Origin of the sequence: Paenibacillus sp. BGI2013 (assembly GCF_002843485.1) — a bacterium.
Classification (GTDB): Bacteria; Bacillota; Bacilli; order Paenibacillales; family Paenibacillaceae; genus Paenibacillus; species Paenibacillus amylolyticus.
In genome coordinates this window covers 654,874-679,478 of record NZ_PJFA01000003.1, presented here as the reverse complement: position 1 = coordinate 679,478, position 24,605 = coordinate 654,874, and the positions used below count along the sequence as shown (strand labels likewise).

The window sequence follows — 24,605 nt, the reverse complement described above, 5'->3', positions numbered from 1 at the left end:
CATTTTAGTCCTCCATTCAATTCTAATCTTTCTTTTTTCTAAAAAAATCGAATTTGATTACGTAATCAAACAAAGATGTAATCACAATAGCCCCAATTGGAATAAACAAATAAACCCAGAACGGATTATTTGGAGCTTCACCAGGCGGAGAATCTGTTAAAATAAAGTAAAGAACAATGCAATAGATTATAGCCAATACAATACCTGTTATGTTTCTATTTTTCATAGTTGCTCTCACCTCTTGTTCACAGAATCAAGTATTGTATTTCCAACTCAAAAATATTATGACATAAATTTGGTATAATTTCTCTTATATACCTTAAAGTTTTTAAATAATATTTATGATGATAGCTTTAACCAGTATAATTCCCTTTGCTCAACAGCTATTTTCAGTACTATATTTCGTTTTTAATATCTGACTCCCTATCTCAGCGTTTCAGTTGCTATATAATAATATGTAACTTCTCATGCGCTAGGATACTAAATGATATTTTCAGTTAAACGCACAATGATTAGACACATCTCTATTCCGACACTTGGTACAAGGTACAAGTTCTGGTCTCGAACTAAGGACATGAACTATAAAGCTAAAGTATGGTCAAATTCTCTGAAATAGGGTAGAATTATTATAGTTACTTTCTCAGCGATAAAACAAATGTAGTAGACTAAACATAACTTTCGGAGCCAAATATGACTCCTGCACAAACGAGCCTTATATACAAAGGCTCGTTTTTTGATGTATCTTGTAAAATATCTTTTCTGTTACTAATTCGAAGATTTTCCTTTTTACATCTTTCAACAACAACATTTTACTGCTCTGTTCGATACTTTGATTAACTTGCGCTTACACCGCTGTAAGGCGGTTTTACATACACAAAAAAAGGAATAACGTTCTATACAGTACCCGTTCTCTCGAGATGTGCCATCATCTCTTATCAGAAGTTTTCCCATCATTCCTACAGCTACCGCATACGTACTCTCCGTATAGGACGAATGCTTTCCATATAAAAGCTCGATCTTCCATAATGCCTCAACCGTTTTTGGCATCTCGCTGAACTGAACATTCGGCGCAAACCATCAAGCCCCTAGAAAAGAAAAAAAGACGACCCACCAATTCGAGTCGCCTTCATTCCAACTCAATGCCAGTTTAAAAAATCACGAAACGACCCAAACAGCTCCGTCAAAATACACCCCGAAAATGAAGGGGAACTAGAGAAGCTGAAGAACAATTGGATCGGACAAACTTCATGAATAAGCATAAATCTTCATAATAAACAGAAAAGTTTCAGCGCTAAGTACACAAGTAGATCTTATAAAAACTCGAAGTCATAGCTCACGTTTTTAAAACTTGATGATACGAACAAACACTCTAAACAGCGACCTATTGTAAATCATCACCATAAGATATCATTATTTTAGCCCGGTATCGGTTAGTATTAATCCACATTTACAGGCTCGATCACTTCGAATAAAAATGGATTACCATTTAAATATTCTCTTATGTATGCTTGGGCATACTTTTGTTCATCGATTAAACTGGTTGTTTCTCTTGGATCAGAGGAGTGATGGCAGGTGTTCTCGATCATGAACATGACAAAAAAACATTCCAGATCCCGAATATAGTCCGTTTCCAACTTCCTAATACTCTCATAACCTTGGACAAGCATCCATCGATGTTTTGGCCAAAGCTCCAATATGGTACCTGCCATATCATAGAGATAATATCCGTACCCACATCTTCCAAAATCAATCGGATAGGGTTGATTATCTCTAAAAACCATATTACCGGTATGTAAATCAGCATGAATGAGCCCATAGTTATGTTCACTTGGATGCATCGTGGTAAGTTGGGATACAACCTTCTCAGCTGCATCTTGATACAGCTTCCACCCCTCTTCGGATAAAAAACGCTCATAATAACGTTCCAACTTAGCCATTTCACGTTTAAAACTTTCTACTCCCCAAGTAGGTCTTACAAAATCAGAAGGTGGATTGAAATCCTTTGCCGCTGCATGGAGCCTGCTCATCAATACACCCATATTATATGCTTGATTATCTGTAAATTCACCTACTGCTTTTTCACCTTCTATCCACCGCATCATCGTTACATAAGGGCGCCTATATCCTATCTCTGTTTCGATGTCCAATACATAAATACTATCACAATTTGCCATCCCTTCTGGTACAGTTAGATCTTTCGATTTGTTCAGGGCTTGTAACAGTAGGAGCTCCGAACGAATTTCCTCTCTGCTTAATCGGTCCGAATGAATGCGAAGTAAATAATTGTTATCTGTACTGGTTTCAATTTTATAGGTGATCGTATCGGATAGTTGAATAAACTGGATGTTATCCCATTCTAAGTCATACTTTCGAATTGCAGATAAAGCGACTTTCCTTGCTCTGATTAATAACGCCCGCCGTTCTTCATCAGTATCAAATCTAAAAAAATCATTCATTTGTTATCCCCCTACAGTTTTATGAAGTAAACCAACTACTTCTCTTATATGTTATTATAACGATAGTAAAAGCTTGAAAATATGTAGTAAACAATTTAAACCATAATATACACAAAAAAGTCACATTAGGATTTCTTCCAATGCGACTTTTGTTAAGCTATTATTTTGTATAAACGATCTTTTTAATAGTATCGCTTGAAAGGAAAAATCGATCTGAAAGTTTCTCGATAGTGTCACCATCGAGAAACTTTCGCCGGATTTCATCATTTCTAAGATTATAACTTTTCTGCTGCCTGAATTTTCACCCCGATTTTTAACGCAAACCTTTTGATTTTGGGGACGTAAACCAATCCACCGTTCATATACTTTTGTATTTCATTTAATAACTCTTCCAGAAAGATGATGTCGGCATTTACATATCTCATGATAGCCGCTCCTTAAAATAGTTGAATTTTAAGGTAGCAAAGTCTACACTATAACAATTATCACTATCCGGATTTAAGCTGTTACTTATATTATTAGCTCTATACAAACAACCGCCGTTGTTCATAAAATAAACTTTGCATAGAACATATCTCGAACATTGTCATAGTGTCTCTCCTTCCTAAATAACATTCAAACTAAAATATGTCTTCATCGGAAATAGAATGCTATCTCAATAGTAAGATATTACTCCAAGTGGGCGAAGTGTCAACACTATACAATTAAATCGTTTGAGCTAAACTGTCACATCTCATCTATTCCTTACGGACCATCAATATTAGACACTCCACATGTATCGAGTACGTGAATACTTTAAGCTCCTTCCTGCAAACTCAGCGTTGCCGATGCGATATCCAGTTCAATTCTCTGCTTTATCACTAGCGATGATATGGTTCACCTCAGTTAATCTTAAACTAAACTGCCCGCTAGCTTAATGAATTAGAGCAGTGACAAGTAGTTAAATACTTATCTAATCGGTAATCAGATCATTTCCTTGTCCTTTTCGGCAATCGGTACAAGTTCTGGTCTCGAACCAAGGACAAGAACTTTAAAGCTAAAGTATGGTCAAATCCTGTGAAATAGGGTAGAATTGTTTTAGTTACTTTTCCGCAAGAAACCTCTGCACTAATCCAAACATAGTTATTGGAGCCAAATATGACTCCTACACAAACGAGCCTTAGTTACCGAAGGCTCGTTTTTTGATGATTTTTTTAAAATATCTTTTCCGACTTTAATTCGAAGCTCTTTCTCCAACCCAGAACATTTCACTACTCTGCTCAAAATTACGCTTACATCGCCGTGAGGCGGTTTTACATACACAAAAAAGGAACTAACGTTCTATTAGGAGGAATCAGAATGGCAAGTTTTAAGAAATTAAAAAGTGGCTGGAGGTATCGGTTAAAGTACACCGATCCGTTCACTCAACAACAAAAAGAGAAATCTGAGGCTGGTTTTGGAACTAAACCAGAGGCTGAACTAGCTGCTGCTGAATTTTTAAGGCAGCTAAAGCAAGGGTTTGAACAGACAGGCATTCCTTTGGTCGATTACATTCGAAATTGGATAGATAACTCTAAAAAAGGAGTTGTACGAAAGAATACGATCAAACAACATGAGAATAACTTAAACACCATATCCAACCTTATTTTAAGCGTCTGATGCTCAAAGATTTAAAACCAGATATGTATCAAGTCTTTTTGGACTCTCTATTTAAAAAGGGACTCAGTAAACGAACGGTCGAGATCATTAACTCAACAGTATACTCAGCCATAGAGCATGCATTGATTCAAGGGAAAATATTACGCAATCCATGTAAAGGTTCAATTATTAAAGGAGAGCACAAAAAGAAGACGATCCAATTCATTGATTCAGAGGACATTCCCATTTCTTCATACTGCTCGAGGAGATGGGTACATTTATTGGATTTTCTTTAAAGTGCTGATTGAAACGGGGTTACGAAAAGGGGAGGCTGCCGCTCTAAAGTGGTCGGATATCAATTTCAAAGAAAAGATGATCCGTGTTGATGTAACACTCGATTTTCAAGCTGAAGACGAGGACGAACTTTTCGGAGATACAAAAACCGGAATTCTACCCGCACCATTAGTGTAAGTAACGGAATCATAAATGATTTGAGGTATCATGCTTCATGGCAGAATCAAAATAAGATCAATTTAGGGGAGTCCATGTACAGACACGATTTAAATCTCGTCTTGTGCAGGAATGATGGTAGTCCGATGCCTAAATCTAGTCTTTTTAATGCTTCGAAGAGAATTTTGAGAAAAGCGGGTTTAAGTGAGGAATTAACGATCCATTCCTTGAGGCATACCTATGCCGTGATCATGCTTGAAGCTGGGGCTGACATAAAATTTGTACAAGAGCAACTCGAGCATGGCAGTGTGCAAATTACATCAGATGTGTATGCTCATATTTCCAAGAAGTTAGAAAAGCGTAACATTGATAAATATGAAGAGTACACTTCCCGTATTTTTGGATCAGAAAATCAAAAACCGGGGGACGTTTGGGGGGCGCAACCTCAATAGAAGTGCAATCTTCCCAAAACGTCCCCCGGTTCATTTCTTCAAAACCCCGTAGTTACAAGGTTTTTTCGATTAGTACAACGTAATATATTGATCGCGTTCCCATTGGTGGACTTGTGTGCGGTTTATGTTCCATGCTTTCAAAGTGTATCACCCACCATAATAAATCGGCTTAAAACAAGTATTATCAGTGATCAGCTTATCAGAACTAATCATAATTATTCAGACTTTTGTGGGCATTTTGTGGGCGCTTTTGTGGGCGCCCTTTTTTTCTTATTATAATGAAGAAACTCGTTTCAGATACTCACTTTGATTGCATTACTACTCTGACATTCAATGCAATAAATCTAGTCTATATAACGCTGGTTAAATCGAAAATCTCCTAATTAAATAATATGCTTATACAGATATTATAAAGTATAAGCTCTCAATTCCAAAGCGATACAATCTCATTAATTAATAGAGACAATTTCGGCTAAAGAAACCCAGCGGAACTCATCCTCTAACATCAACTTTATTTCACACCTTGCAGAGTTTAATCCCACAACTACTCTGATATCGGCTCCTCGAAGAAAGGGTTAAATAATATCAAATAAACCGTACTACTTCTATTATAAGAGTCAACAAGTACTTCACTGATTCGCTGCATTTCCTGATCGTCCAAATTTGGCTTGCCACGTCTCTTCTGTTGCTCACACTGAGCCAACCATGCCTCTCTGTGTTCAGGCATAATCATCCTGGATGTCTCATACAACCCGTCATCCTTTAGTCTGCTACGCATGACAAGCCCCCTTAATATTGAGTCTAATAGTCAATGTTCCCAGAGGGTGGTGTTTGGTCTACCTTAGGACGTTCTCCCTCACGTTCCCATCCTTCCAGTATCAATATGTTAGCCGTGTCAGACCAACCTTCCCAATGTATGTATTCCGCAGCAATGACATCTGGTTTATGCTTACCCGTTTTGACTGTAAGTTCGTGGATAGTAGGAAACCTACGCCGTCCACCTTTGTAGTTATATAAGATCCGAAGGACCTTCCTTTGATAATCCGTTAACATGTAAATCACCTCTCCATTATCATATAAGAACATACGTTCTTTTATCAATAAAAAGACATTGCCATTTATTTTTATAGTCTAGTCCAGAATTTTATAGTAAAATCGAACTGAAAAAGTAAAAATATGGAGGGGTATTATGGGAGCAAAGAACCAAGTTATTGCTGGTGATTACAAAGGAAAGTATTTAACACTGATGTTCGGATCAGTCAGCTTATCAACCGGATTCTTTTCTTCAATTAATCTAGATAAAACTACTGTTGAAGAATACGAAGTGATGGATGCAACACGAAGTAAAAGTGCTGTGAGTGCTGTTGGAAGAGGTTTTGTTGGAAGTTTAATTCTAGGACCTGTTGGTCTACTTGCTGGGCTTTCAGCAAAAGAAAAAAGCACTCACACAATTGCCTTACAATTTAATGACGGGAAGAAAAGTTTAATTGAAGTTGACGACAATATATATAAAGCCATCATGAAGAAGCTCTTCTAAAGATACAATAGATCTACATAAAATCGGAAACGAGGTGTTTATCCTAGTTAAGATTGAACACTCCAAAGAGATGGAAGATTATTAAATAACTTAGCTAGTGAAATTGAAATCCTTTATAACATACCAGACCTCAAGGGTTCTGTAGCTCAGATTAAATGGGCACGAGATATCAGGATCAAATTTTTAAATCAAGTCCACGACAAAGATGAAAACTTAGAGACTTTGTTGCCACTCCAAAAAAAGACTTCTGCATCGTGGTGGATTAATAACAAAGATTTAACTTTAGAACAGTTAATTAAAAAATCAGCATTACCTTAGGTCAACTACCCCAGCTGGCTAGACAGGCAACAGGACAAATACGCCTGTGTTTCACTATATATCATATGATAAGAAATAACGCAAAAAGGCTCCGCAATTCAACCGCGGTAGCCTTAGTTAACAACTTTTTTAGAATTCGCTTACTTCAAACGTCAAGACACGATCAAATAGGATGTAATCCTTGCGACTTTTGAATGGTCCCTTGTTATTATCGTGCTTGTTAATTGCATAAGATGCCTTTCCACTTCCCGATTGTTTTAATTCGTACCAGTCGATGAAGCCATTAACTTCTTTCATACTCAGATCGAACTCTTTTTCCAAGCCAGTTGTCATTGTTACAACTAAGATCGCGCGATTACCCGCTGGTTCTTGTGGTTCAACTACCTGCGCTTGAGGAGTTGCTGAAGCTTCATTGGAATATTCGGACTCAACTCCATTTACAATAGAATTCACTACAAAATAGTATTTCGTCCCATTAATGAGCCCTGGTACGATAAAATTCCCATATACATCTTTTGTAGCTGTAACAGTTTCAGTGTATTTACCTGGGTCAGTGCCATATCTAATAGTGTATTTATCTGCACCTTCAACTTGCTCCCATGATAGAGCAACCTGACTGTCACCTGGTACAGCTTTCAGGTACAAAGGTTCACTCTCTCCTACTAATCTTCCGTTATCATCAATATCAATGGCATCAAGCGAAAATGTATTACTTGTACTCGTCGTCGTTAACTTCACTTCATGAACACCAAGGGGTAAATTTAAAGATTCAAAAACCAGAGCTTGATATAAATTTACTGAATTATTTGGATTGTATGTAGAAATCTTCCCATCTATTTCAATAGTTACGTTGTTCACTCTGTTGTTCCAGTAGACATCAATAATTCGCAACTTAGTTCCATAAAATTTAAACTTAATTGCGTTTGATGTTGCGCCGGATAATTTATTGAAATGACCTGATCCCCCGTAAGTATTTACATCATCGGTCACATGACTCCATCCAACACCTTCATATTTAATGAACGGGTCCATATCATCATACCTTTTCCAGCCTTCGTCTGGAGATGTTAAACTTTCACCAATTGATGCTGCATTCACATTATGGTTTAAAACTATACCAGTTATAAAAAATAAAACTGCAAACAAAAAACTTATCTTTTTCAAAAACGTTACCTTCATGAATATTCCCCCTGAAATAGTTATCTGAACAGATTAAAAGATACAATGCGCTTCTATATCATGTCTAAACATAAACTTGCTGATCTATAAAAATCATCTAATTTATTGCATTTTTATTTTATATTGGATGCGCATCTCCACAAATTACCCGTTTCTATCCTTAAAGATTTGAGTAAAATTACATAGTATAGAGTCTCAAATGAGGCATTATCCTGTGTGGTAGATTCACAATCTCAGATCCCATAGACGCGATAATGGACAGATAGTATGCATCTATAGCTGATGGCTTTGACTACAAGCCTAATTACAATGCAGCGCCTATGCAAGTACATTCCTACAATTATTGGCAGCATAGACGGTAATCGATTGGGTACTTTCCGATGGGGACTAGTTCCTTCATGGGCCAAAAACGACAAGTTCGGTAATAAGATGATTAATGCCCGGGCTGAGACATTGAATGAAAAGGCATCCTTTGAAAGGTTGATCAGTTCAAAGCGTTGTATCATTCCGACAAATGGATTTTACGAGTGGAAGAAAGAAGAATCGGCAAAGCGTCCAATGCGCATTTTGATGAAGGATGACCGCTTGTTCTCGCTTGCTGGCCTGTACGATACCTGGACAGATCCGGATGGAAACAAATTGAGTACGTACACCATTATTACAACGGAACCAAATAGTCTTATGGAGGATATCCATAATCGTATGCCGATCACCTTGCGATCTGAGGATGAGGCTGAGTGGCTCGGAAGAGATAATGATGATGTTCAGTCACTACTTGGTCTGCTTAAGCCATATCAAGCTTCAGAAATGCGAGCGTACGAGGTGCCGAAGGAAGTCGGCAATGTGCGGAATAACAGTGAAGGGCTGTTAAAAGAGATAGGATAGAAAGTTATCAGCTTTATCGACTTAGAGAGGTCGTTAAAGCTTTTTTTATTATATCTAACACTTACTTGAATATATAGACATAATTGTTTATACATGGTTCTCTCGAAAAAGTATTATCATTTATGCAAATACATTCTGAAGGAGAATAAACATGAAGAAAAAAATAGTTTTACCGATCTTATTATCATTCATTTTAGTTTTAAGTTTTGGGACAAGTGTTTTCGCTGCTAATCTTGGACAGTCTTTAAAGTCTCCAGAAGCTGGATGGAACAGATTCGACGATGACAACAGTAAGTTTATCTACACTGGTGAATGGGAAACTAGCAATAGCGGCAGTGTCGCATGGTATGGTGGCGGAGTAAAATATATTACAAAATCAAGCGACAACGATTCAGTTAGATTTAATTTTCAAGGCACAAAGTTAAGAGTCATTGCACAGACTCATATAAGCAGAACAGATAAGGTTCAAGTGAAAATTGATAATGAAATCATTGATACATATAGTATCAATAATTCAGCTTCTACAGACCAATCTTTAATTTTTGAAAAAGTGGGTCTAACAGACTCAGTGCATAATGTAGAATTAATAAACTTAAATCCACAAGCTGATTTCATTTTTGATGCCATCGACATTGATGGAGAACTTCTAGATCCCACCACATCTACTCCTAATCCAGAACCTCAACCAGCGGGAGACCGCGCTATATTAACAGTATCAATGATAGGTGGTTTAGAAAAAGAATACGACCTTCCAATGAGTGATGTAAATGCATTCCTCAACTGGTACGATGCTCGTGATGTAGGAACTGGCCTAGCTAAATTTGGTATCAACAAATACAGCAACAACAAAGGTCCATTCAGCAAGCGTACAGATTACGTGATATTTGATAAAATTTTGACGTTTGAAGTGAGTGAGTATACAAGCAACTAAAACGAAAGAGCAGTGAGGTTATCCCTCCTGCTCTATTGTTGTAGCCTAAGCCATATTCAATGATGTATCCTTGATCATCTAAATCATGCCAGACGAATACCCGGACCTTAATTAAGGCTGCCGTGAGGTAATCCATATCTGTTTGTAGTACCCGATATCTATTCATTCTTCCACATCCATACATTTTTATAGAAAAATATACCTAGGTCTGATAGACTGTTTTCTTTTGTTAATTATTACTAAATCAGGAGGAAGAAGATTGAAATTAAAGAAGGTCCAGCTCAAAATGTATTTCAGTATATGACTACAGATTACATACGCATCACTAGTTCAGTAAACAAAGTAGACGAATCGTTACGGGATGTAATGATGATTGGACAAGGAAATGGTACTCTGTCCTCTGGAGCAGATATTATTATAAGTATTGGATTGGTTATATTGGCAACCAACGCTGACATACCTACATCAGCCGTAGGCGATATTATGAAAAATTTAGGAGTCATCGATGAAGGTGTAGATTGGACAACAATTGATGAATCCACAGAGGTTAATGGCGTTCGTTATACTCTTACCGGTTCTGATGTTCTTGGAATCATGTTTAGCGCTAGTGACGCAAATGATAAGTAATCTATAAAGGAGACTATTATGAAAAGATTACTAGCTCTACTCCGTGCCATATCAATGTACTGAATATATTTGAATAAACAAAGGTGGCAGGTTATCCCTGTCGCCTTTTCTTTTGTTATTAATAGAGTTCTTAATTACTGAAAATTTCCAATATAGTATTCACAGAACTAATATTTTACATGTTAAGCATTTACAATATTAAATTATATATGGTATATTTAACCATGGTTGGCCAACCGTCATATGTGAGAGGCTATTCGACATCTAAGTTCAAATAATCACACAAACCAGAATCTCTATTTTATTGGTTCTAGTATATTTAGGAGGTTTGAATATGAAAAGATTAAGAAAATTCTCTATTTCTGTTATGGCAACTGCTTGTTTATTAGCATTCGGTTCCGGCTCTGCATTCGCTAAAACTGGTTGGGCTGATTCCTTTGAGACAGCAGAAGTGATGTACTCAAGTGTTAACCAGTCTTCCGGATTTAGCGCAACACAGTATTTAGATAGCATGAGTGATAACGATTATTATGTTGTAGACAACACAAATGGATCTTCTGTTGTCACATTTAGTGTTATTGCTACCCCACCACCTAATTTCGATATTATTATGGGTATTATTAAAAAGGATGCTAGCGGTGCGATACTGTCCATTCAAATGGATAACTGGAATGGACCAGGATACGCTGAGGCAGTTGGTATGAGCGCTAAACCTGGTGAGAAGGTTTACTTCAGAATTATGGATAATGGTATCAACAACTACAACCAACCTTATACAATTCAATTCACTAAAAACTGATAATTAGTTTTATCAAAAAGCTCCCCCGCTTAATCTGCAGGGGAGCCATTTTATTTATAGTACTTTGACGACAGGATGAGTACAATGGGAAGTTTAACCTACGCGTTCCAAAGAGTCTCCACGAATCTGGAGTTCTCTCATTAAGCGACGTACCTTTTTGTGATTCACCTCGAGGCCTTTCTTTTACTGACGCGGTTCGCATACGTTTGTAGCCGAAATAAGGACGAAGCCGATGAATGCCTAAAATATGTGCTTTTAGATCCGCATCCCGATCCGCTCGTTTCTCTCTGAGGATGATATTCTTCTTCCATTTGTAGTAACCCGTACGAGAAATTTCAGCAGTTTTACACAACCAAACCACAGATGCCCACTTACTTATTTCTCGAACGGACTGGCACAGGGCTTCGAAATCCAGCTTCCCTCTCCGTGCAAATTTGGATTGAGCTTTTTTAGATATTCTATCTGCGCTTTCAGATAAGCATTTTCTTCTTCTGCACTGCTAAAATGCTTCTTCGTCCAACGTCCTCGTTAATCCTCAAAACTCTCTCCATTTTGGCTTTTCCGTACCCAAGTAATAATCTGGCCATCACTCTAAATACCAAACTTCTCCATGATCCGACTGTATGTCTAACCCTCTTCCAATCGCAGACGAACAACTTCTTTCTTCGTTTCTTCACTATATTGATTAAAAGTTTGGCTTGCTGGCATAACAAAAATCCCCTCCTGTTTTCAGTGTTGAGTTCATTTTAACATGATCTCTTTTTTCACTGTCTACCTTGAGGGGATAATACCATTGATTCGGAGGACATTGCTATTTTTCTACATGCAGCTAGAGGATATGGATATATCTATTGAATTTTCTTTAAGCTTCTTCTTGAAACAGGTATGAGAAAAGGTGAAGCAGCAGCTTTAAAATGGTCTGATATTAACTTCAAAGAAAAAAAGATACACATTGATGAAACGCTTGATTTTCAGGCAGAAAATGATGATGAGCTATTTGGAGATACCAAACCTTCAGATCCACGCGCACAATTACTGTAAGCGCTAGCTTAATCAATGATTTGAGATATCACGCCACTTAGCAAAACCAAAAAATAAAATTAACCTAGGAGAATTCATGTAAAGGCATGATCAAAATTTAGTGTTGTGTCGAAACGACGGAAACCACATGCCAAAGTCTACCCTCTTCAATGCTTTCCAGAGGATTATAAAGCGTGCAGAGTTAAATGAAGATCTTGAAATCCATTCTCTTCCACACACCTATGCTGTACCCATGCTTGAAGCCGGTGAAGACATAAAATTTGTTCAAGAACAGCTTGGTCATGGAAAAGTGTGCAGATCACCTCTGATATATATGCTCACATCTCCAAAAAGTTAGAGCAACGCAATATTGATCAGTATACCGCCAACATTGTTGGTTCAAAAAAGTCAAAATGGGGGACGTTTGGGGGACGCAACCTCAATAGAAGTGCAATTCCCTCAAAACGTCCCCCGGTTCATTCCTTCAAAACCCCGTTGTTACAAGGTTTTTTCAATTAGTACAACGTAATATATTGATCGCGTTCCCATTGGTGGACTTGTGTTCTATACATATCCCACTCAATTTCTTTCAGCTCATAGAAGTGAGCCAAGGCGTGGTCGCCGAGAGCATCACAGATGACTTCGCTGCGGATCAATTCATTCAATGCTTCTTTCAGGTCAGCTGGCAAGCTTGGAATGCCTTCTTCCACACGCTCTTCTTCTGACATGATGTAGATGTTACGGTCAATTGGAGTTGGTAAGGAAAGCTCACGTTTGATTCCGTCCAGACCTGCTTTTAACAGAACAGACAAAGCCAGGTAAGGGTTAGCAGCCGGATCCGGGTTACGAACCTCAACACGTGTACTCAGACCACGGGAAGCTGGAATACGAATCATTGGGCTACGGTTACTAGCAGACCATGCTACATAACAAGGTGCTTCATAACCTGGTACAAGACGTTTGTATGAGTTCACAGTTGGGTTAGTAATTGCTGCAAACGCACGTGCGTGCTTCAGAGTTCCAGCCATGAAGTGACGAGCAGTTTTGCTCAGACCCAACTCGTCCGACTCATCAACAAATGCGTTCTCATTGCCTTTGAACAAGGATTGGTTACAGTGCATACCGGATCCGTTCATACCAAACAGTGGTTTCGGCATGAATGTAGCATGTAAACCATGCTGACGTGCAATCGTTTTAACAACGAGTTTGAACGTTTGGATCTGGTCAGCAGCTTTCAGAGCATCAGCATATTTGAAGTCGATCTCATGCTGACCTGGAGCTACCTCATGGTGGGAAGCTTCGATCTCAAAGCCCATTTCTTCAAGTGTGATAACGATGTCACGACGACAGTTTTCACCAAGATCCGTAGGCGCAAGGTCGAAATAACCACCTTGGTCATTCAGTTCGTTAGTCGGGTTTCCTTTTTCGTCTGTTTTGAACAAGAAGAACTCGGGTTCAGGACCAACGTTGAAGGAAGTGAATCCCATATCTTGGGCTTCCTTCAGGTTACGTTTCAAGATACCACGTGGATCTCCTGGGAACGGATTACCATCCGGAAGATATACGTCGCAAATCAGACGTGCAACACGGTTCTCTGCAACCCATGGGAAAATAAGCCAAGAATCTAGATCTGGATAGAGGTACATGTCGGACTCTTCAATACGTACATAACCTTCAATGGAAGATCCATCGAACATCATCTTGTTATCCAGAGCCTTAGTCAACTGACTCACAGGAATCTCAACGTTTTTGATAGCTCCAAGCAAATCAGTAAATTGCAATCGAATGAATCGTACGTTTTCTTCTTTCGAAATGCGGAGAATGTCTTCTTTTGTATAACTCACTATAACCTCTCCCTTTCTTATCTGCGTATTTGGCTTGCCTGTTATATTTGTACATTAGAAAGTTCCACGGGTCAAGGAGTCTCACACCAAAAGTGCATGTTTTCCCCTCACTCGCCAAGTTATGCGAATTTAGTTTTTATTAAAGAATCGGGAAAGCTCTCCCTGAATGAGAGATACTTGTCCTGGTCTCTTACCTGATACAAGCTGCTGCTTCAGCAAGCGGTGCAACTGCGTATCGGACAGCTCTCTGCGTTTAACTTCAGTATCTGGCGTGATAACTGTAGCTTCCTCGGATTCTTTTGAAACAGGATTCATCACTTGTTTGATGCCCGCGATGTTAACTCCTTTTTCAATCAAAGCCTTGATCTCTAGCAATCTCTCTACGTCATTAAAAGAGAATAACCGTTGATTACCTGACGTTCTCGCAGGAACGATCAAGCTGTGCTGCTCATAGTAACGAATCTGACGTGCAGACAGATCCGTAAGTTTCATTACAATACCAATTGGGAATAAGGCCATATTTCTGCGGATTTCATCACCCATGTTCATCAACCTTCCAGTCATCTATTCTTCACCCTATTGTACATTTAGTTATTACCAAGTGTCAATGACGTGTTAGATAAACTCACAATAATTTACGATCTTTCATAGTCTGTAACGCCATTAAAACGCCATATTTGACATGAGAGTACGTTAATCCGCCTTGCATATACCCGATATACGGCTCCCGAATAGGCGCGTCGGCTGATAATTCCAGACTTCCACCCTGAATGAACGTACCTGCCGCCATAATGACAGGGTGCTCATAACCAGGCATATCCCACGGTTCAGGAACCACATGGCTATCCACAGCTGCTGCACGCTGAATCCCCTGCACGAAGGCGATCAGATGCTCGGCAGAGCTAAACTTAACAGCTTGGATCAGATCTGTGCGAGCTTCATTCCAGGCGGGTTTGGTTACAAATCCGGATTCAGCAAACATCGCAGCAGCAAACGTACTTCCTTTGATAGCTTGTCCTACAATTGTCGGTGCCATGTAAAGTCCTTGGTAGATGCCACGTGTTGTCCCCAGCATTGCTCCAACCTCTCCCCCAATTCCAGGGGCTGTTAGACGATAAGCTGCCAGCTGTACGTATTGTTCCTTCCCACATATGTATCCACCGGTTTCCGCAATGCCTCCACCAGGATTCTTGATCAGTGATCCGGCCATCAGATCAACTCCGACTTCTGTCGGTTCACGTTCCTCCGTGAATTCACCGTAACAATTGTCTACGAATACGATGACATCTTCCTTAAGCTCTTTAACACGCGTAACCATGTCAGCAATCTCAGCAACACAGAAGGATGAGCGCCAGTCATAACCACGTGAACGTTGAATCCCAATGACTTTTGTAGCCGGTGTAATGCTTTTTTCAACTGCTGCCCAGTCCACTCCACCTTCATCAGTTAAGGCCGTCTCACGGTAACCGATGCCAAAATCGCGTAACGAACCTGTACCATCACCGGGTTTGCCAATAACTTTATGCAATGTGTCGTAAGGCTTACCCGTGATGTACAATAATTCGTCACCTGGACGCAAAACTCCAAAGAGAGCTGTACTAATCGTATGAGTACCTGAAGCAAAATGAGGACGCACCAACGCGGCTTCCGCGCCGAATACATCAGCATATACTTCATCAAGCACTTCACGCCCACGATCGTTATAGGCATAACCTGTTGAACCTGCAAAGTGAAAATCACTTACTTTTCGCTGTTGGAAAGCATTAATCACCTTCCATTGATTGTGATCTGTGATCCGATCAATCTGTTGCAGTTGTCCTTCAATCTGACGCTCCACTTGACGTTGAAGTTCAGATATTTCTGAATCAAAGCTTACCATCTTACTTCATTCCCCTTCATAGCACGAATCTGACGTCGAATATCCATTATCGTGTAACTTATCACATCAATATGTCATGAATATTACAATTCAATGAATTCTTCAAGCATATAACCAAATTTCTCATATTCACCTTTTTGCAATTCAACTTCATAAATCACATCACTCTCTTCAAAGCTGGTATCCACTACATCACCAATTTTATAGAGTACCGACGTAAGATCACCACGTTCTGCCGGAATACGGAAGCGCTTCGTATCACCTGTCAGCTCTGTCTGAATGAATTCACGGATTTTAAGCAGATCCTCCGAGTCTAATGCGCTTACTTTAATATGGTCTTTATCCAATGGAAGCATCTCAAGCTGCTCTGCTGTGCACGCATCTTTTTTGTTATACAGGACTAACTGCGGCTTGTCCCCTGAACCAAGTTCTTGCAGAATCGTATTAACCGTCCGCATCTGATCTTCACGCATAGCTGATGAGGCGTCCACAACATGCAGGATCAGGTCTGCTTCATTCACTTCCTCCAACGTTGCCCGGAATGCTGCAATCAGATCATGCGGTAGATTTTGAATAAATCCAACCGTGTCGGTAAGTACGATTTCTTTTCCACTTGGAAGTTCCATCGTACGTGATGTAGGATCCAATGTTGCGAATAGCTGATCTTGAATATACACATCTGCAGCCGTCAACTGCTTGAGCAAAGTTGATTTGCCAGCATTGGTATAACCAACAAGGGCCACCTGAACAATACCTGTCTTTTTACGGCGTTCACGATGCAACTTACGATGACGTGTCAATTCTTCCAGATGACGTTTCAGATCATCGATACGACCACGAATATGACGGCGGTCTGTCTCCAGTTTGCTTTCACCTGGACCTCTTGTTCCGATTCCGCCCCCGAGTCTGGACAGGTTCTTGCCATGACCCGACAACCGTGGCAGCAAATAGCTATGTTGAGCCAATTCCACTTGAATAATACCTTCTCTAGTGTTTGCCCGTTGTGCAAAGATGTCCAAAATCAATTGGGTACGGTCAATAATTTTGAGATCGAGGGTTTCTTCCAGATTACGAACCTGTGCACCTGACAATTCCTGATCAAATATAGCTGTAGTTGCTCCCAGTTCCTCTGCAATCGCACGGAGCTCTTCCACCTTACCTTTACCAATGAACCATTTGGTATCACGTTTTTCCCTGTTCTGAGAAAGTACACTTAGCACTTCCACTCCAGCTGTCTCGGCAAGTTTCACCAGTTCCTCTAAAGAGTACTCAGGGTTGATACCTGTGCGTTTTACATCATCCGTAACAAGACTCACCAAGACGGCGCGATCTTTTTTGACCATATCTGTATCATGCGTGCCATTTGTCATGTATATGTTCACTCCCTCTAATTACTAAATTAATCCGTTGATATACATTGCCACGAATATGCCATGGCATGCCTTAAGCCGAACCGGTTGGCCCGGCCGGCTGGTGTAAAAACTATATTATCGCTTACTTTCGCTCAAAGTTCAAATCCTCTGTACGGATTGTCATCAGCTCCAGTTTTCCTGGACTGCCTTCCGAGTATTGTTCCAACAAACGAACTGCCTGATGCCTGATCGAACGCTCAATGGCATTACGAACGTATCTGGCGTTACTGAACGCATGCAGCGAATCATTTTTCTCCTGAAGCAAATGCTGCTTTAGCTTGAGTATGGTCTGTGGCATTAGAATATAATCACGCTCTTTGGCCATAATCTCAGAGATTTGAATCAACTGATCAATGCTATAGTCTGGAAACTCCACTTGAATGGGAAAGCGGGAAGGTAATCCGGGATTGGTCTGGAGAAAAAAATCAATTTCTTCCGAATACCCAGCAAGAATCAGTATAAACTGATTTTTGTTATCTTCCATGGACTTAACAAGCGTATCAATAGCTTCCTTGCCAAAATCCTTCTCTCCCCCGCGGGCCAAACTGTAGGCTTCATCAATGAACAATATCCCACCGAGTGCCTTCTTAACCAGATCTCTTGTTTTCTGCGCCGTGTGACCTATATATTCTCCAACCAGATCCGCACGCTCTACTTCAATAAGATGACCTTTACTTAACACACCCATCTTCTGAAAGAGTTTGGCAACGATCCTCGCCACGGTGGTCTTACCGGTTCCCGGATTACCTTTGAAGATCATATGATACACGTGCGCACCACTAATTAAGCCTGCTTCGGTACGCATCTGAGCAATCTGTAGAAAAGCATAGATCTCAAACACCAAGTCTTTGATATTTTCAAGTCCAACCAGTTGCTCCAATTCACCCTGTATCTCCTGGAAGTGCGCATGTTTGGTTATACTCTTGGCTGCCTGTACTGCCGTTGCTTCATCTTTGACCAACATCTGAGGTTCCTGGTTACGCAACACAATATTAATTTGTCTGGATGGTCTGCCTCCTGGTTGCTCTCCTGCAGCCATGACCCGTCCGTTCATTCGCCATCACCTCTATTTTATCGGGCTGAACTCTCCTGATTATTAATGTATTCTATCAGGTGCTCCAATATTAGAAGGATCATGAAGAATTCTACGGATAAGTAGATGACTCAAATCTGAATGTTTTTTCGAAACTCTCCGTTCTCAAACAAACTTGGCCTATGCTTCAGTGATAACTGAAAGTATGGGAATACATGTGCATCAATGGCATGCAGCAGTTCCTTTGCCGTCTTGTTAGCCAAGTCATAATCACCCGTTGTAATATGTTTTCGTGACAGTGCATCTTCAAGCTCATCTTCATCCAGCAAAAATACTTCCCCATCTTTCAATACAACGACATCCAGATACAGGTCATCAAACCAAGGAACACCCTGATCGGTTATCCCCTGACTACGACATGTATCAATGTACCACTCTACAATCCGTTCCTGATCGTCAAACATCGCTGTAACTACAAAGTGCTCTCCCTTCGGATAGTATTGCAACCAGGAATAACCTTTATCTGCGATACAGAAGGTACTGCCTCCATAAGTTTTCCACAGAGGTTCTTTCAAATCCTGTATGGTGTACAACGTAATATAACCTGTGAAAATTTTGGATTGAACGAACCGGCATGTGAATTGTCGGTTCGTAATCCGGCGCCAGTTCGCGCGATCCCCGAATTTCCGTTTCATACGAACCCCTCTTTGCCGACTACAGGTCCGTGACCTGCTCTGATGTTATTGGTGAACAATGTAATAACGTCCGCCTGATGGATTCCAGCGCTCTGGGCCCGCCCTTGCACAACGTATTACGAATAGTTACAGCTTACCATATTTAAGGTTTACACTCAAAATCAAGCTTTGTCCCACCTATTCATCAAATCAGCTTCCATTACAGTTGGTTATGTATAACACAAAAAACTGCTTCACCGGTTTCCGGGAAGCAGTTTTTTCAATATAGCTATTTAGTGATCCATTGGCTTAGCCGCCGGTTCCAGCTTGGGAATCTGCAGGTGCATCTGTCCCTCCAGTATCCCCACTTGTTCCGCTGTCCGGAGTTACAACTTCGCCCGGCGTTGTTACGCCCCCATCATCGGAACCTTCACCATTTCCGCCAGGATCTGTTGTGCCCTGACCAGGTGGGGTCGTATTTCCTTCCCCAGGTTGACCGTTTCCGCCGTTATTACCACCGTTGCCATTGTTTCCGTTATTACCATTACCATTTCCGTTGTTGCCATTTTCATTTCCATTACCGTTATTACCGTTCGAGTTGCCATTATCGGGTGTACCATTGTCCGGATTCTCCGTACCTGGCTGCTCAGGATCTATCTCTGTTCCAGGGTCTATACCAGGATCAGGTTCCTCTGGCGGCACTTCCTGCGCTTCAATCATCAAGGAGATGGTGTTGGAAGGATCCGTCTCAAGTCCTGATGCCAAGTCGTAAGCTGTCACATAGTACTCATAGGTTAGACCAGGCAACGCACTTAAATCTTGTGCATTGGTCGCTCCTATTGCATCAATGAGATGAGTGAACTGGGCTTCAGATGTTTCTTTCCGATAAATTCGATATTGCGTACTCGCGTCACCCGTTCCAGTCCAACTCAGGGAGACGGTTTGTGCATTTGGATCGTATGATCCACTCAGCCCACTAACGGACAGAGCCGGCTTTTCTGGTTCTTCTACTGGCGGAGGTGCCTGCCCTCCAGCTGGTGCTTTGAATTGCTTCACTGGAACGCCTTTTAAAGCATCTCCCATGACTTTGGCAAAGAAAGCTGCCGACAGCTTACTGCTGTTCTTAAGCATATGATTGGCATCCGGATTGTCATAGCCCATCCAGACTGCGGCAGTCCATTCCGGTGTGTATCCAACAAACCATACATCACGGTTGGCACTGTTGCCAGAGATTCCACTTTGAACAGTTCCTGTTTTACCCGCTACCGGACGATCCAGACGCGCTGAACGCCCTGTACCGTCATTAACAACGTTCTGCAGCATCTGTGTAAGCTGATACGCATTTTGCTCACTCATGACACGCGTTGTGTCCGAGTTATCGTGTTTGTACGTGGTTTTGCCTGCGCTATCCTTGATTTCTTTAATCGCATAGGCTTGTCGGTATTCTCCGAGGTTGGCAAATGCACTATAGGCTTGCGCCATTTCCAGTGTATTTGTACCTTTGCTTAGACCACCGAGGGCAATCGCCAGGTTTTTGTCTTCATCTGTCAGCTGTATACCTACACTCTTGGCAAAATTAATGCCTGTGTTAACGCCTATTTTATCAAGCAGCCAAACCGCAGGAATATTTTCCGACTTCGTAATGGCTTCCGTCATACTGATCGTTGAAGAATATCCATGCAAGTTACCAGGACAGTAGTTACCAAAACATTGCTTCGCATTACTCAGCGACGAGTTGGCACTGTAATTTCCTGATTCAAGCGCCGGTGCATAAGACACAATCGGTTTAAAAGCTGAACCTGGTTGTCTTCGACTCTGCGTTACCCGGCTATAACCTTTAGTCTGATAATCCCGTCCACCCAAGAGGGCAACGAGGCCACCATTCTCATGGTTCATGATAACCATGGAGCCTTGGACCTGTTGATCATCTTTGCTTGCCTCGAACAGACTGTCATCTGTGAAGGCCGTTTCCATGGCTGTTTGAGCCTGAGCATCCATGGTCGTATAGATTTTGTATCCGCCGATATTCAAATCATCTTCCGTTTTACCTGTTACTCGTTCAGCTTCACGGAGCACATAATCTATAAAACCTTGATACTTCCTGTCTTTCTCTGGTCGCTTGTAGTTATAGTTAATCTCTTTTGCTTCGTCCATCTCCGCCTTGGTAATGTAGCCTTGTTCATACATCAACTGCAATACCACACCTCGACGTGCTTTTGAGTCGTTTGGATTGCTCACCGGATTATAGGCAGAAGGCCCTTTCGGCATAGCCGCCAATGTAGCAATTTGCCACAACTTCAACTGACTCAGATCTTTTTGTCCAAAGTAAAATTCAGATGCCGCTTTAATCCCGTAACGCTGATGACCGAAGAAAATACGGTTCAGATACATCGTCAGAATTTCGTCTTTTGTGTACTTGCGCTCTAATGCCATGGCAATCGATACTTCCGTTGCTTTACGGAAGAACGTTTTGTCACGGGACAAGAACATGTTCTTGGCAAGCTGTTGGGTTAGTGTACTACCACCTTCCACCATGGAACGAGCCATGACATCCTTAACCGCTGCACGCCCAATGGACCAGATATCCACGCCTTGGTGATCGTAGAATCGCTTATCCTCCGTTGCAACAAAGGCTTGCTTCACAAGCTCAGGAATATCATCTTCTTTGACAGGTTCCAGCTTCTGAATGGATAGTTCCCCCATTAATTGGCCATTGCGATCATATACTTTTGAAGTTTCATTAATTGTGGTTTTGTCCTTATTGGCTTTGAGCAGATTTTCACCACTCACCATAATAAATAAATATCCGCCAAGTGCACAGAATATGGCGATTGCCATTGTGAAAAACAGTGTCCATCCAACGCGTTTACCCGTAATTTTTTTCTTTTTAGAGGTCTTTGGCTTCGCTTTTTTGGGTGACTTGTTATTGTTGTTGCGATTGTTAGACCTCGACAACGGATCGTTTGGCATGTTACCTCCTGACTCCCTTTCGGTTGCATAATTTCTAATCGTCTGTAGGCTCAGGCATATATTAAACATATTTTGCCCGGAATGAAAAGAACAACCCTTTATTCAGGTTGCTCTGTTTCAATACCTATACTTGTAGACGAAATGGTTGGTGAAAAGGTTTCGTAATTTTTTTAAGCTTCGCCGCTGTTATCTTGCTGCATCAGCGATACGCTGCGTTGCGGCGTGAACGTGGAGATGGCATGCTTGTAGACCATTTGCTGGCGTCCGTCGCTGTCAATGACGATCGTAAAATTGTCAAATGCCTTGATCGTCCCGCGGATTTGGAAGCCGTTGGTCAGATAGACCGTAGCAGGAATATTTTCTTTCCGCAGTTGGTTCAAGAACGTATCTTGGATGTTGATGGACTTGTTCATTAGCCGTACCCCCATTGGTTCATTTGAATTCGTGTTCAAGTAATATTCAATATCGCTGAGTAGCTTTCGTGCTATTATATCATGAACAGTTTCATATAATCCACAAAAACCCCTTGTCTGCTATTTTACCCCCATTCTTAGCGAGGTGAACAAATAGAAGACTTATCCATTATACACCGCTTGTCTGTTTTGCAAAAGAGGGACAAATTCTTCATTTTAAAGCACATTTATTCGTTGTTTGGCGAATGTTTAATCTCTACCATCTGTTCTAGTGATAAGTAAAAACCTCTATCCTTTTGATGACCAGAAGGTAGAGGTTTACATATCTTGACCTAATCGATGCCTGTCAGAAGAATACTAATATTCGCTTAAATCAATCAAATTTTTGTGTAATCAATTCACTTATCTGCTTGTATTTCCCTTCAAAATCCCGGGTATCCGTCATGTCCACCCATTCTATATCCTTCATATGGCGGAACCAGGAAAGCTGCCGTTTGGCAAACCGACGTGTATCCCTCTTCAACCACTCAACCGCAGCTTCCCAACTCACTTCCCCTTGCAGGAACGCTGCAATCTCCTTATACCCCAGCCCTTGCATGGAAATATGACCTCTGGCCACTCCGCGTTCCAACAGGGACTTCACTTCATCCACCAGACCTTGTTCGATCATCAGATCAATCCGCTCTTCTACCCGGGCGTACAACTTCTGCCGATCCATTGTCAAACCAACAATAAGAAGGTCATAAGGCGACTCTTTCTTCTGTACTGCCAGCTGATCAGACCACTTCTCGCCTGTGAGATGATGGATCTCAAGCGCACGTACAATTCGCCGTTGATCATTCGGATGCAGACGATCCGCACTAACGGGATCAACTTCCCTCAATCGATCATGAAGGGCTTGAGCTCCATTTAACTCCGCATAGCTGAATTGTTGCTCCCTGAACGCTTCGTCCGAACCACTATCGGAAAATTGAAAGCCGTAACATACCGATTCCACATACAGACCGGTGCCCCCTACAATAAAAGGCATTTTACCGCGTTCGTGGATTTCACTAATCAATCGTGTGCAACTCTCCTGAAACTCGGCCACAGAATACGGATACTCCGGTTCATGGATATCAATGAGATGATGGGGTACACCCTTCATTTCTTCAGAGGTAATCTTGGCAGTTCCGATATCCATTTCACGATATACCTGCATCGAATCTCCTGAGATAATCTCACAATTGAAAGCTTGGGCAAGCTCGATGCTCATTCTTGTTTTGCCTACTGCTGTTGGTCCAACCAACACAAGCAGTTTAGGTTTTGGTTTAACTTCCACTTTCAACATTAATCACTCCGTACAGGGTTTTTGCATTCGCCCGATCAAGTATTTCAAATCCGAGCCTGTCAAACTCCGCGCTGCCGCGCTTTTCTTTCATGACTACCCGTTTACGGGCAACCCGTTTCGCTTCCATAATGCTCTGTTCATCCAGCGCGTGAGCATTTGCATAATCTCGCAAGGGCTGTATAGCACTTGAATCCATCATCGGTTCACGGAACATGGGGTCAAAATATACGGTATCACAGCTTCGATCCGGCATGGAACGCAGCAAATCGAGATGATTCGCATGACGCAGCTCAATACGCCGGAAAGCTTCATTTACCGCTGGCTTGATCGTCTCATATTGAGACATCCCCTCCACTAATAGTGTATATAGCGGAAGAGAGCTCTCACATGCAATCACCCGTCCACTTTTGCCCACTGCAACCGAGAACACCAGTGCATCCGTGCCCAGTCCGGCTGTACAATCGATGATGGTATCCCCTTCATTCACCGCCCCCGCCTCCAGCAGTGGATCAGGTTCTCCTCGCAATATACGTTTGGCACGAACAAATCCCATGCTGGGGTGGAACTCCAGCAACGGTGAATCCTTCCGAAATAGACGCACTTTACCCTGGAGTACAACCAGAACCTCCTCCGCCTCATAGTGTTCAATCATCATGGGCAGAGACATTTTATTACGGCGCACGTAAGTACCCCCTGTTGTTTCAGCAAGGTTTCGGGCCCGCTCCACAAGTAAAGCCGCTTCCTTTTCACCGGTTGTAATATACATAGATTCCTCCTAA

21 protein-coding genes and 4 pseudogenes are annotated in these 24,605 nt (G+C 41.3%); 9 read left to right on the top strand and 16 right to left on the bottom strand.

What is annotated here, in order from left to right; all coding sequences use genetic code 11:
* Positions 1 to 22: 22 nt before the first annotated feature.
* From CXK86_RS10380 to CXK86_RS32635, 3 genes are all read right to left on the bottom strand, one after another.
* Positions 23 to 226 carry a hypothetical protein gene (locus tag CXK86_RS10380; RefSeq protein ID WP_017688028.1) on the bottom strand — a complete coding sequence of 68 codons (204 nt, stop codon included), beginning with the start codon at positions 224 to 226 and terminating at the stop codon, positions 23 to 25.
* A gap of 1,210 nt (positions 227 to 1,436) precedes the next feature.
* On the bottom strand, positions 1,437 to 2,456 hold the full coding sequence (locus CXK86_RS10375) for a phosphotransferase enzyme family protein (RefSeq protein ID WP_036613574.1): 1,020 nt from the start codon (positions 2,454 to 2,456) through the stop codon (positions 1,437 to 1,439).
* A 275-nt stretch (positions 2,457 to 2,731) separates the two neighbouring features.
* Positions 2,732 to 2,881, bottom strand: a complete 150-nt coding sequence (locus CXK86_RS32635) for a hypothetical protein (RefSeq protein ID WP_256719987.1) — start codon at positions 2,879 to 2,881, stop codon at positions 2,732 to 2,734.
* Between the two features lie 913 nt (positions 2,882 to 3,794).
* Here CXK86_RS32635 and CXK86_RS10365 point away from each other — a divergent pair.
* Positions 3,795 to 4,975 (top strand): annotated as a pseudogene (locus CXK86_RS10365) (tyrosine-type recombinase/integrase).
* Positions 4,976 to 5,519: 544 nt separating this feature from the next.
* Here the strand turns inward: CXK86_RS10365 and CXK86_RS10360 are convergent.
* Complete coding sequence (locus tag CXK86_RS10360; protein WP_083684324.1) at positions 5,520 to 5,753, bottom strand: YolD-like family protein; 234 nt, start codon at positions 5,751 to 5,753, stop codon at positions 5,520 to 5,522.
* 411 nt (positions 5,754 to 6,164) lie between these two features.
* Here CXK86_RS10360 and CXK86_RS10350 point away from each other — a divergent pair, with 411 nt between their 5' ends.
* Positions 6,165 to 6,512, top strand: coding sequence for a hypothetical protein (locus tag CXK86_RS10350; RefSeq protein ID WP_076250176.1), 348 nt, complete (start codon positions 6,165 to 6,167; stop codon positions 6,510 to 6,512).
* 447 nt (positions 6,513 to 6,959) lie between these two features.
* On the opposite strand, the gene CXK86_RS10345 is transcribed toward CXK86_RS10350, so the two are convergent.
* Positions 6,960 to 8,009 carry a fibronectin type III domain-containing protein gene (locus CXK86_RS10345; protein ID WP_076250174.1) on the bottom strand — a complete coding sequence of 350 codons (1,050 nt, stop codon included), beginning with the start codon at positions 8,007 to 8,009 and terminating at the stop codon, positions 6,960 to 6,962.
* A 212-nt stretch (positions 8,010 to 8,221) separates the two neighbouring features.
* On the opposite strand from CXK86_RS10345, the pseudogene CXK86_RS10340 reads away from it, so the two are divergent.
* From CXK86_RS10340 to CXK86_RS32985, 5 genes and pseudogenes are all read left to right on the top strand, one after another.
* A pseudogene (locus CXK86_RS10340) lies at positions 8,222 to 8,894 on the top strand (SOS response-associated peptidase).
* A gap of 151 nt (positions 8,895 to 9,045) precedes the next feature.
* Positions 9,046 to 9,825 carry a hypothetical protein gene (locus CXK86_RS10335; protein ID WP_076250172.1) on the top strand — a complete coding sequence of 260 codons (780 nt, stop codon included), beginning with the start codon at positions 9,046 to 9,048 and terminating at the stop codon, positions 9,823 to 9,825.
* A gap of 300 nt (positions 9,826 to 10,125) precedes the next feature.
* On the top strand, positions 10,126 to 10,452 hold the full coding sequence (locus CXK86_RS10330; protein ID WP_179087839.1) for a hypothetical protein: 327 nt from the start codon (positions 10,126 to 10,128) through the stop codon (positions 10,450 to 10,452).
* Between the two features lie 334 nt (positions 10,453 to 10,786).
* A complete protein-coding gene (locus tag CXK86_RS10325) occupies positions 10,787 to 11,251 on the top strand; it encodes a hypothetical protein (RefSeq protein WP_047843417.1) in 465 nt (154 codons plus the stop codon).
* 77 nt (positions 11,252 to 11,328) lie between these two features.
* Positions 11,329 to 11,376 (top strand): annotated as a pseudogene (locus CXK86_RS32985) (toxin-antitoxin system HicB family antitoxin); the annotation flags it as partial.
* On the opposite strand, the pseudogene CXK86_RS32980 reads toward CXK86_RS32985, so the two are convergent.
* Positions 11,372 to 11,425, bottom strand: a pseudogene (locus CXK86_RS32980) (hypothetical protein); the annotation flags it as partial. The pseudogenes CXK86_RS32985 and CXK86_RS32980 overlap by 5 nt on opposite strands.
* 711 nt (positions 11,426 to 12,136) lie before the next feature.
* On the opposite strand from CXK86_RS32980, the gene CXK86_RS32630 reads away from it, so the two are divergent.
* Together CXK86_RS32630 and CXK86_RS32625 are read left to right on the top strand one after the other, a co-directional pair.
* Positions 12,137 to 12,292, top strand: coding sequence for a site-specific integrase (locus CXK86_RS32630; RefSeq protein WP_256719985.1), 156 nt, complete (start codon positions 12,137 to 12,139; stop codon positions 12,290 to 12,292).
* Between the two features lie 127 nt (positions 12,293 to 12,419).
* Positions 12,420 to 12,629, top strand: coding sequence for a tyrosine-type recombinase/integrase (locus CXK86_RS32625; RefSeq protein WP_256719984.1), 210 nt, complete (start codon positions 12,420 to 12,422; stop codon positions 12,627 to 12,629).
* Positions 12,630 to 12,786: 157 nt separating this feature from the next.
* On the opposite strand, the gene glnA is transcribed toward CXK86_RS32625, so the two are convergent.
* The 10 genes from glnA to CXK86_RS10265 form a co-directional block, all read right to left on the bottom strand.
* The gene (glnA, locus tag CXK86_RS10310) at positions 12,787 to 14,115 is read right to left on the bottom strand and encodes a type I glutamate--ammonia ligase (RefSeq protein WP_036613569.1); all 1,329 of its coding nucleotides are present in this window, start codon (positions 14,113 to 14,115) and stop codon (positions 12,787 to 12,789) included.
* A gap of 129 nt (positions 14,116 to 14,244) precedes the next feature.
* On the bottom strand, positions 14,245 to 14,658 hold the full coding sequence (locus CXK86_RS10305; protein ID WP_017687924.1) for a MerR family transcriptional regulator: 414 nt from the start codon (positions 14,656 to 14,658) through the stop codon (positions 14,245 to 14,247).
* Positions 14,659 to 14,740: 82 nt separating this feature from the next.
* On the bottom strand, positions 14,741 to 15,994 hold the full coding sequence (locus CXK86_RS10300) for a methionine gamma-lyase family protein (RefSeq protein ID WP_076250168.1): 1,254 nt from the start codon (positions 15,992 to 15,994) through the stop codon (positions 14,741 to 14,743).
* 83 nt (positions 15,995 to 16,077) lie between these two features.
* Complete coding sequence (hflX, locus tag CXK86_RS10295; RefSeq protein WP_076250166.1) at positions 16,078 to 17,364, bottom strand: GTPase HflX; 1,287 nt, start codon at positions 17,362 to 17,364, stop codon at positions 16,078 to 16,080.
* A 124-nt stretch (positions 17,365 to 17,488) separates the two neighbouring features.
* The gene (locus tag CXK86_RS10290; protein WP_076250164.1) at positions 17,489 to 18,460 is read right to left on the bottom strand and encodes an AAA family ATPase; all 972 of its coding nucleotides are present in this window, start codon (positions 18,458 to 18,460) and stop codon (positions 17,489 to 17,491) included.
* 110 nt (positions 18,461 to 18,570) lie between these two features.
* Entirely contained in the window at positions 18,571 to 19,134 is a 564-nt protein-coding gene (locus CXK86_RS10285; protein WP_036672757.1) for a ribonuclease FAU-1 family protein, read from the bottom strand.
* 288 nt (positions 19,135 to 19,422) lie between these two features.
* Complete coding sequence (locus tag CXK86_RS10280; RefSeq protein ID WP_076250162.1) at positions 19,423 to 22,083, bottom strand: PBP1A family penicillin-binding protein; 2,661 nt, start codon at positions 22,081 to 22,083, stop codon at positions 19,423 to 19,425.
* Between the two features lie 170 nt (positions 22,084 to 22,253).
* A complete protein-coding gene (gene hfq / locus CXK86_RS10275; RefSeq protein WP_017687918.1) occupies positions 22,254 to 22,496 on the bottom strand; it encodes an RNA chaperone Hfq in 243 nt (80 codons plus the stop codon).
* Between the two features lie 373 nt (positions 22,497 to 22,869).
* Positions 22,870 to 23,826 (bottom strand): tRNA (adenosine(37)-N6)-dimethylallyltransferase MiaA, encoded by a 957-nt coding sequence (gene miaA, locus CXK86_RS10270; RefSeq protein ID WP_076250160.1) that lies wholly within the window; start codon positions 23,824 to 23,826, stop codon positions 22,870 to 22,872.
* Entirely contained in the window at positions 23,807 to 24,592 is a 786-nt protein-coding gene (locus CXK86_RS10265; RefSeq protein ID WP_076250158.1) for a class I SAM-dependent methyltransferase, read from the bottom strand. The genes miaA and CXK86_RS10265 overlap by 20 nt, the downstream gene beginning before the upstream one ends.
* Positions 24,593 to 24,605 lie beyond the last annotated feature (13 nt).

Bases quoted from the DNA above. Each gene is read 5' to 3' on its own strand.
- CXK86_RS10380 (WP_017688028.1), bottom strand. From the start codon at position 226: ATGAAAAATAGAAACATAACAGGTATTGTATTGGCTATAATCTATTGC.
- CXK86_RS10375 (WP_036613574.1), bottom strand. From the start codon at position 2,456: ATGAATGATTTTTTTAGATTTGATACTGATGAAGAACGGCGGGCGTTA.
- CXK86_RS32635 (WP_256719987.1), bottom strand. From the start codon at position 2,881: ATGAGATATGTAAATGCCGACATCATCTTTCTGGAAGAGTTATTAAAT.
- CXK86_RS10360 (WP_083684324.1), bottom strand. From the start codon at position 5,753: ATGCGTAGCAGACTAAAGGATGACGGGTTGTATGAGACATCCAGGATG.
- CXK86_RS10350 (WP_076250176.1), top strand. From the start codon at position 6,165: ATGGGAGCAAAGAACCAAGTTATTGCTGGTGATTACAAAGGAAAGTAT.
- CXK86_RS10345 (WP_076250174.1), bottom strand. From the start codon at position 8,009: ATGAAGGTAACGTTTTTGAAAAAGATAAGTTTTTTGTTTGCAGTTTTA.
- CXK86_RS10335 (WP_076250172.1), top strand. From the start codon at position 9,046: ATGAAGAAAAAAATAGTTTTACCGATCTTATTATCATTCATTTTAGTT.
- CXK86_RS10330 (WP_179087839.1), top strand. From the start codon at position 10,126: ATGACTACAGATTACATACGCATCACTAGTTCAGTAAACAAAGTAGAC.
- CXK86_RS10325 (WP_047843417.1), top strand. From the start codon at position 10,787: ATGAAAAGATTAAGAAAATTCTCTATTTCTGTTATGGCAACTGCTTGT.
- CXK86_RS32630 (WP_256719985.1), top strand. From the start codon at position 12,137: ATGAGAAAAGGTGAAGCAGCAGCTTTAAAATGGTCTGATATTAACTTC.
- CXK86_RS32625 (WP_256719984.1), top strand. From the start codon at position 12,420: ATGCCAAAGTCTACCCTCTTCAATGCTTTCCAGAGGATTATAAAGCGT.
- CXK86_RS10305 (WP_017687924.1), bottom strand. From the start codon at position 14,658: ATGGGTGATGAAATCCGCAGAAATATGGCCTTATTCCCAATTGGTATT.
- CXK86_RS10300 (WP_076250168.1), bottom strand. From the start codon at position 15,994: ATGGTAAGCTTTGATTCAGAAATATCTGAACTTCAACGTCAAGTGGAG.
- hflX (WP_076250166.1), bottom strand. From the start codon at position 17,364: ATGACAAATGGCACGCATGATACAGATATGGTCAAAAAAGATCGCGCC.
- CXK86_RS10290 (WP_076250164.1), bottom strand. From the start codon at position 18,460: ATGAACGGACGGGTCATGGCTGCAGGAGAGCAACCAGGAGGCAGACCA.
- CXK86_RS10285 (WP_036672757.1), bottom strand. From the start codon at position 19,134: ATGAAACGGAAATTCGGGGATCGCGCGAACTGGCGCCGGATTACGAAC.
- CXK86_RS10280 (WP_076250162.1), bottom strand. From the start codon at position 22,083: ATGCCAAACGATCCGTTGTCGAGGTCTAACAATCGCAACAACAATAAC.
- hfq (WP_017687918.1), bottom strand. From the start codon at position 22,496: ATGAACAAGTCCATCAACATCCAAGATACGTTCTTGAACCAACTGCGG.
- miaA (WP_076250160.1), bottom strand. From the start codon at position 23,826: ATGTTGAAAGTGGAAGTTAAACCAAAACCTAAACTGCTTGTGTTGGTT.
- CXK86_RS10265 (WP_076250158.1), bottom strand. From the start codon at position 24,592: ATGTATATTACAACCGGTGAAAAGGAAGCGGCTTTACTTGTGGAGCGG.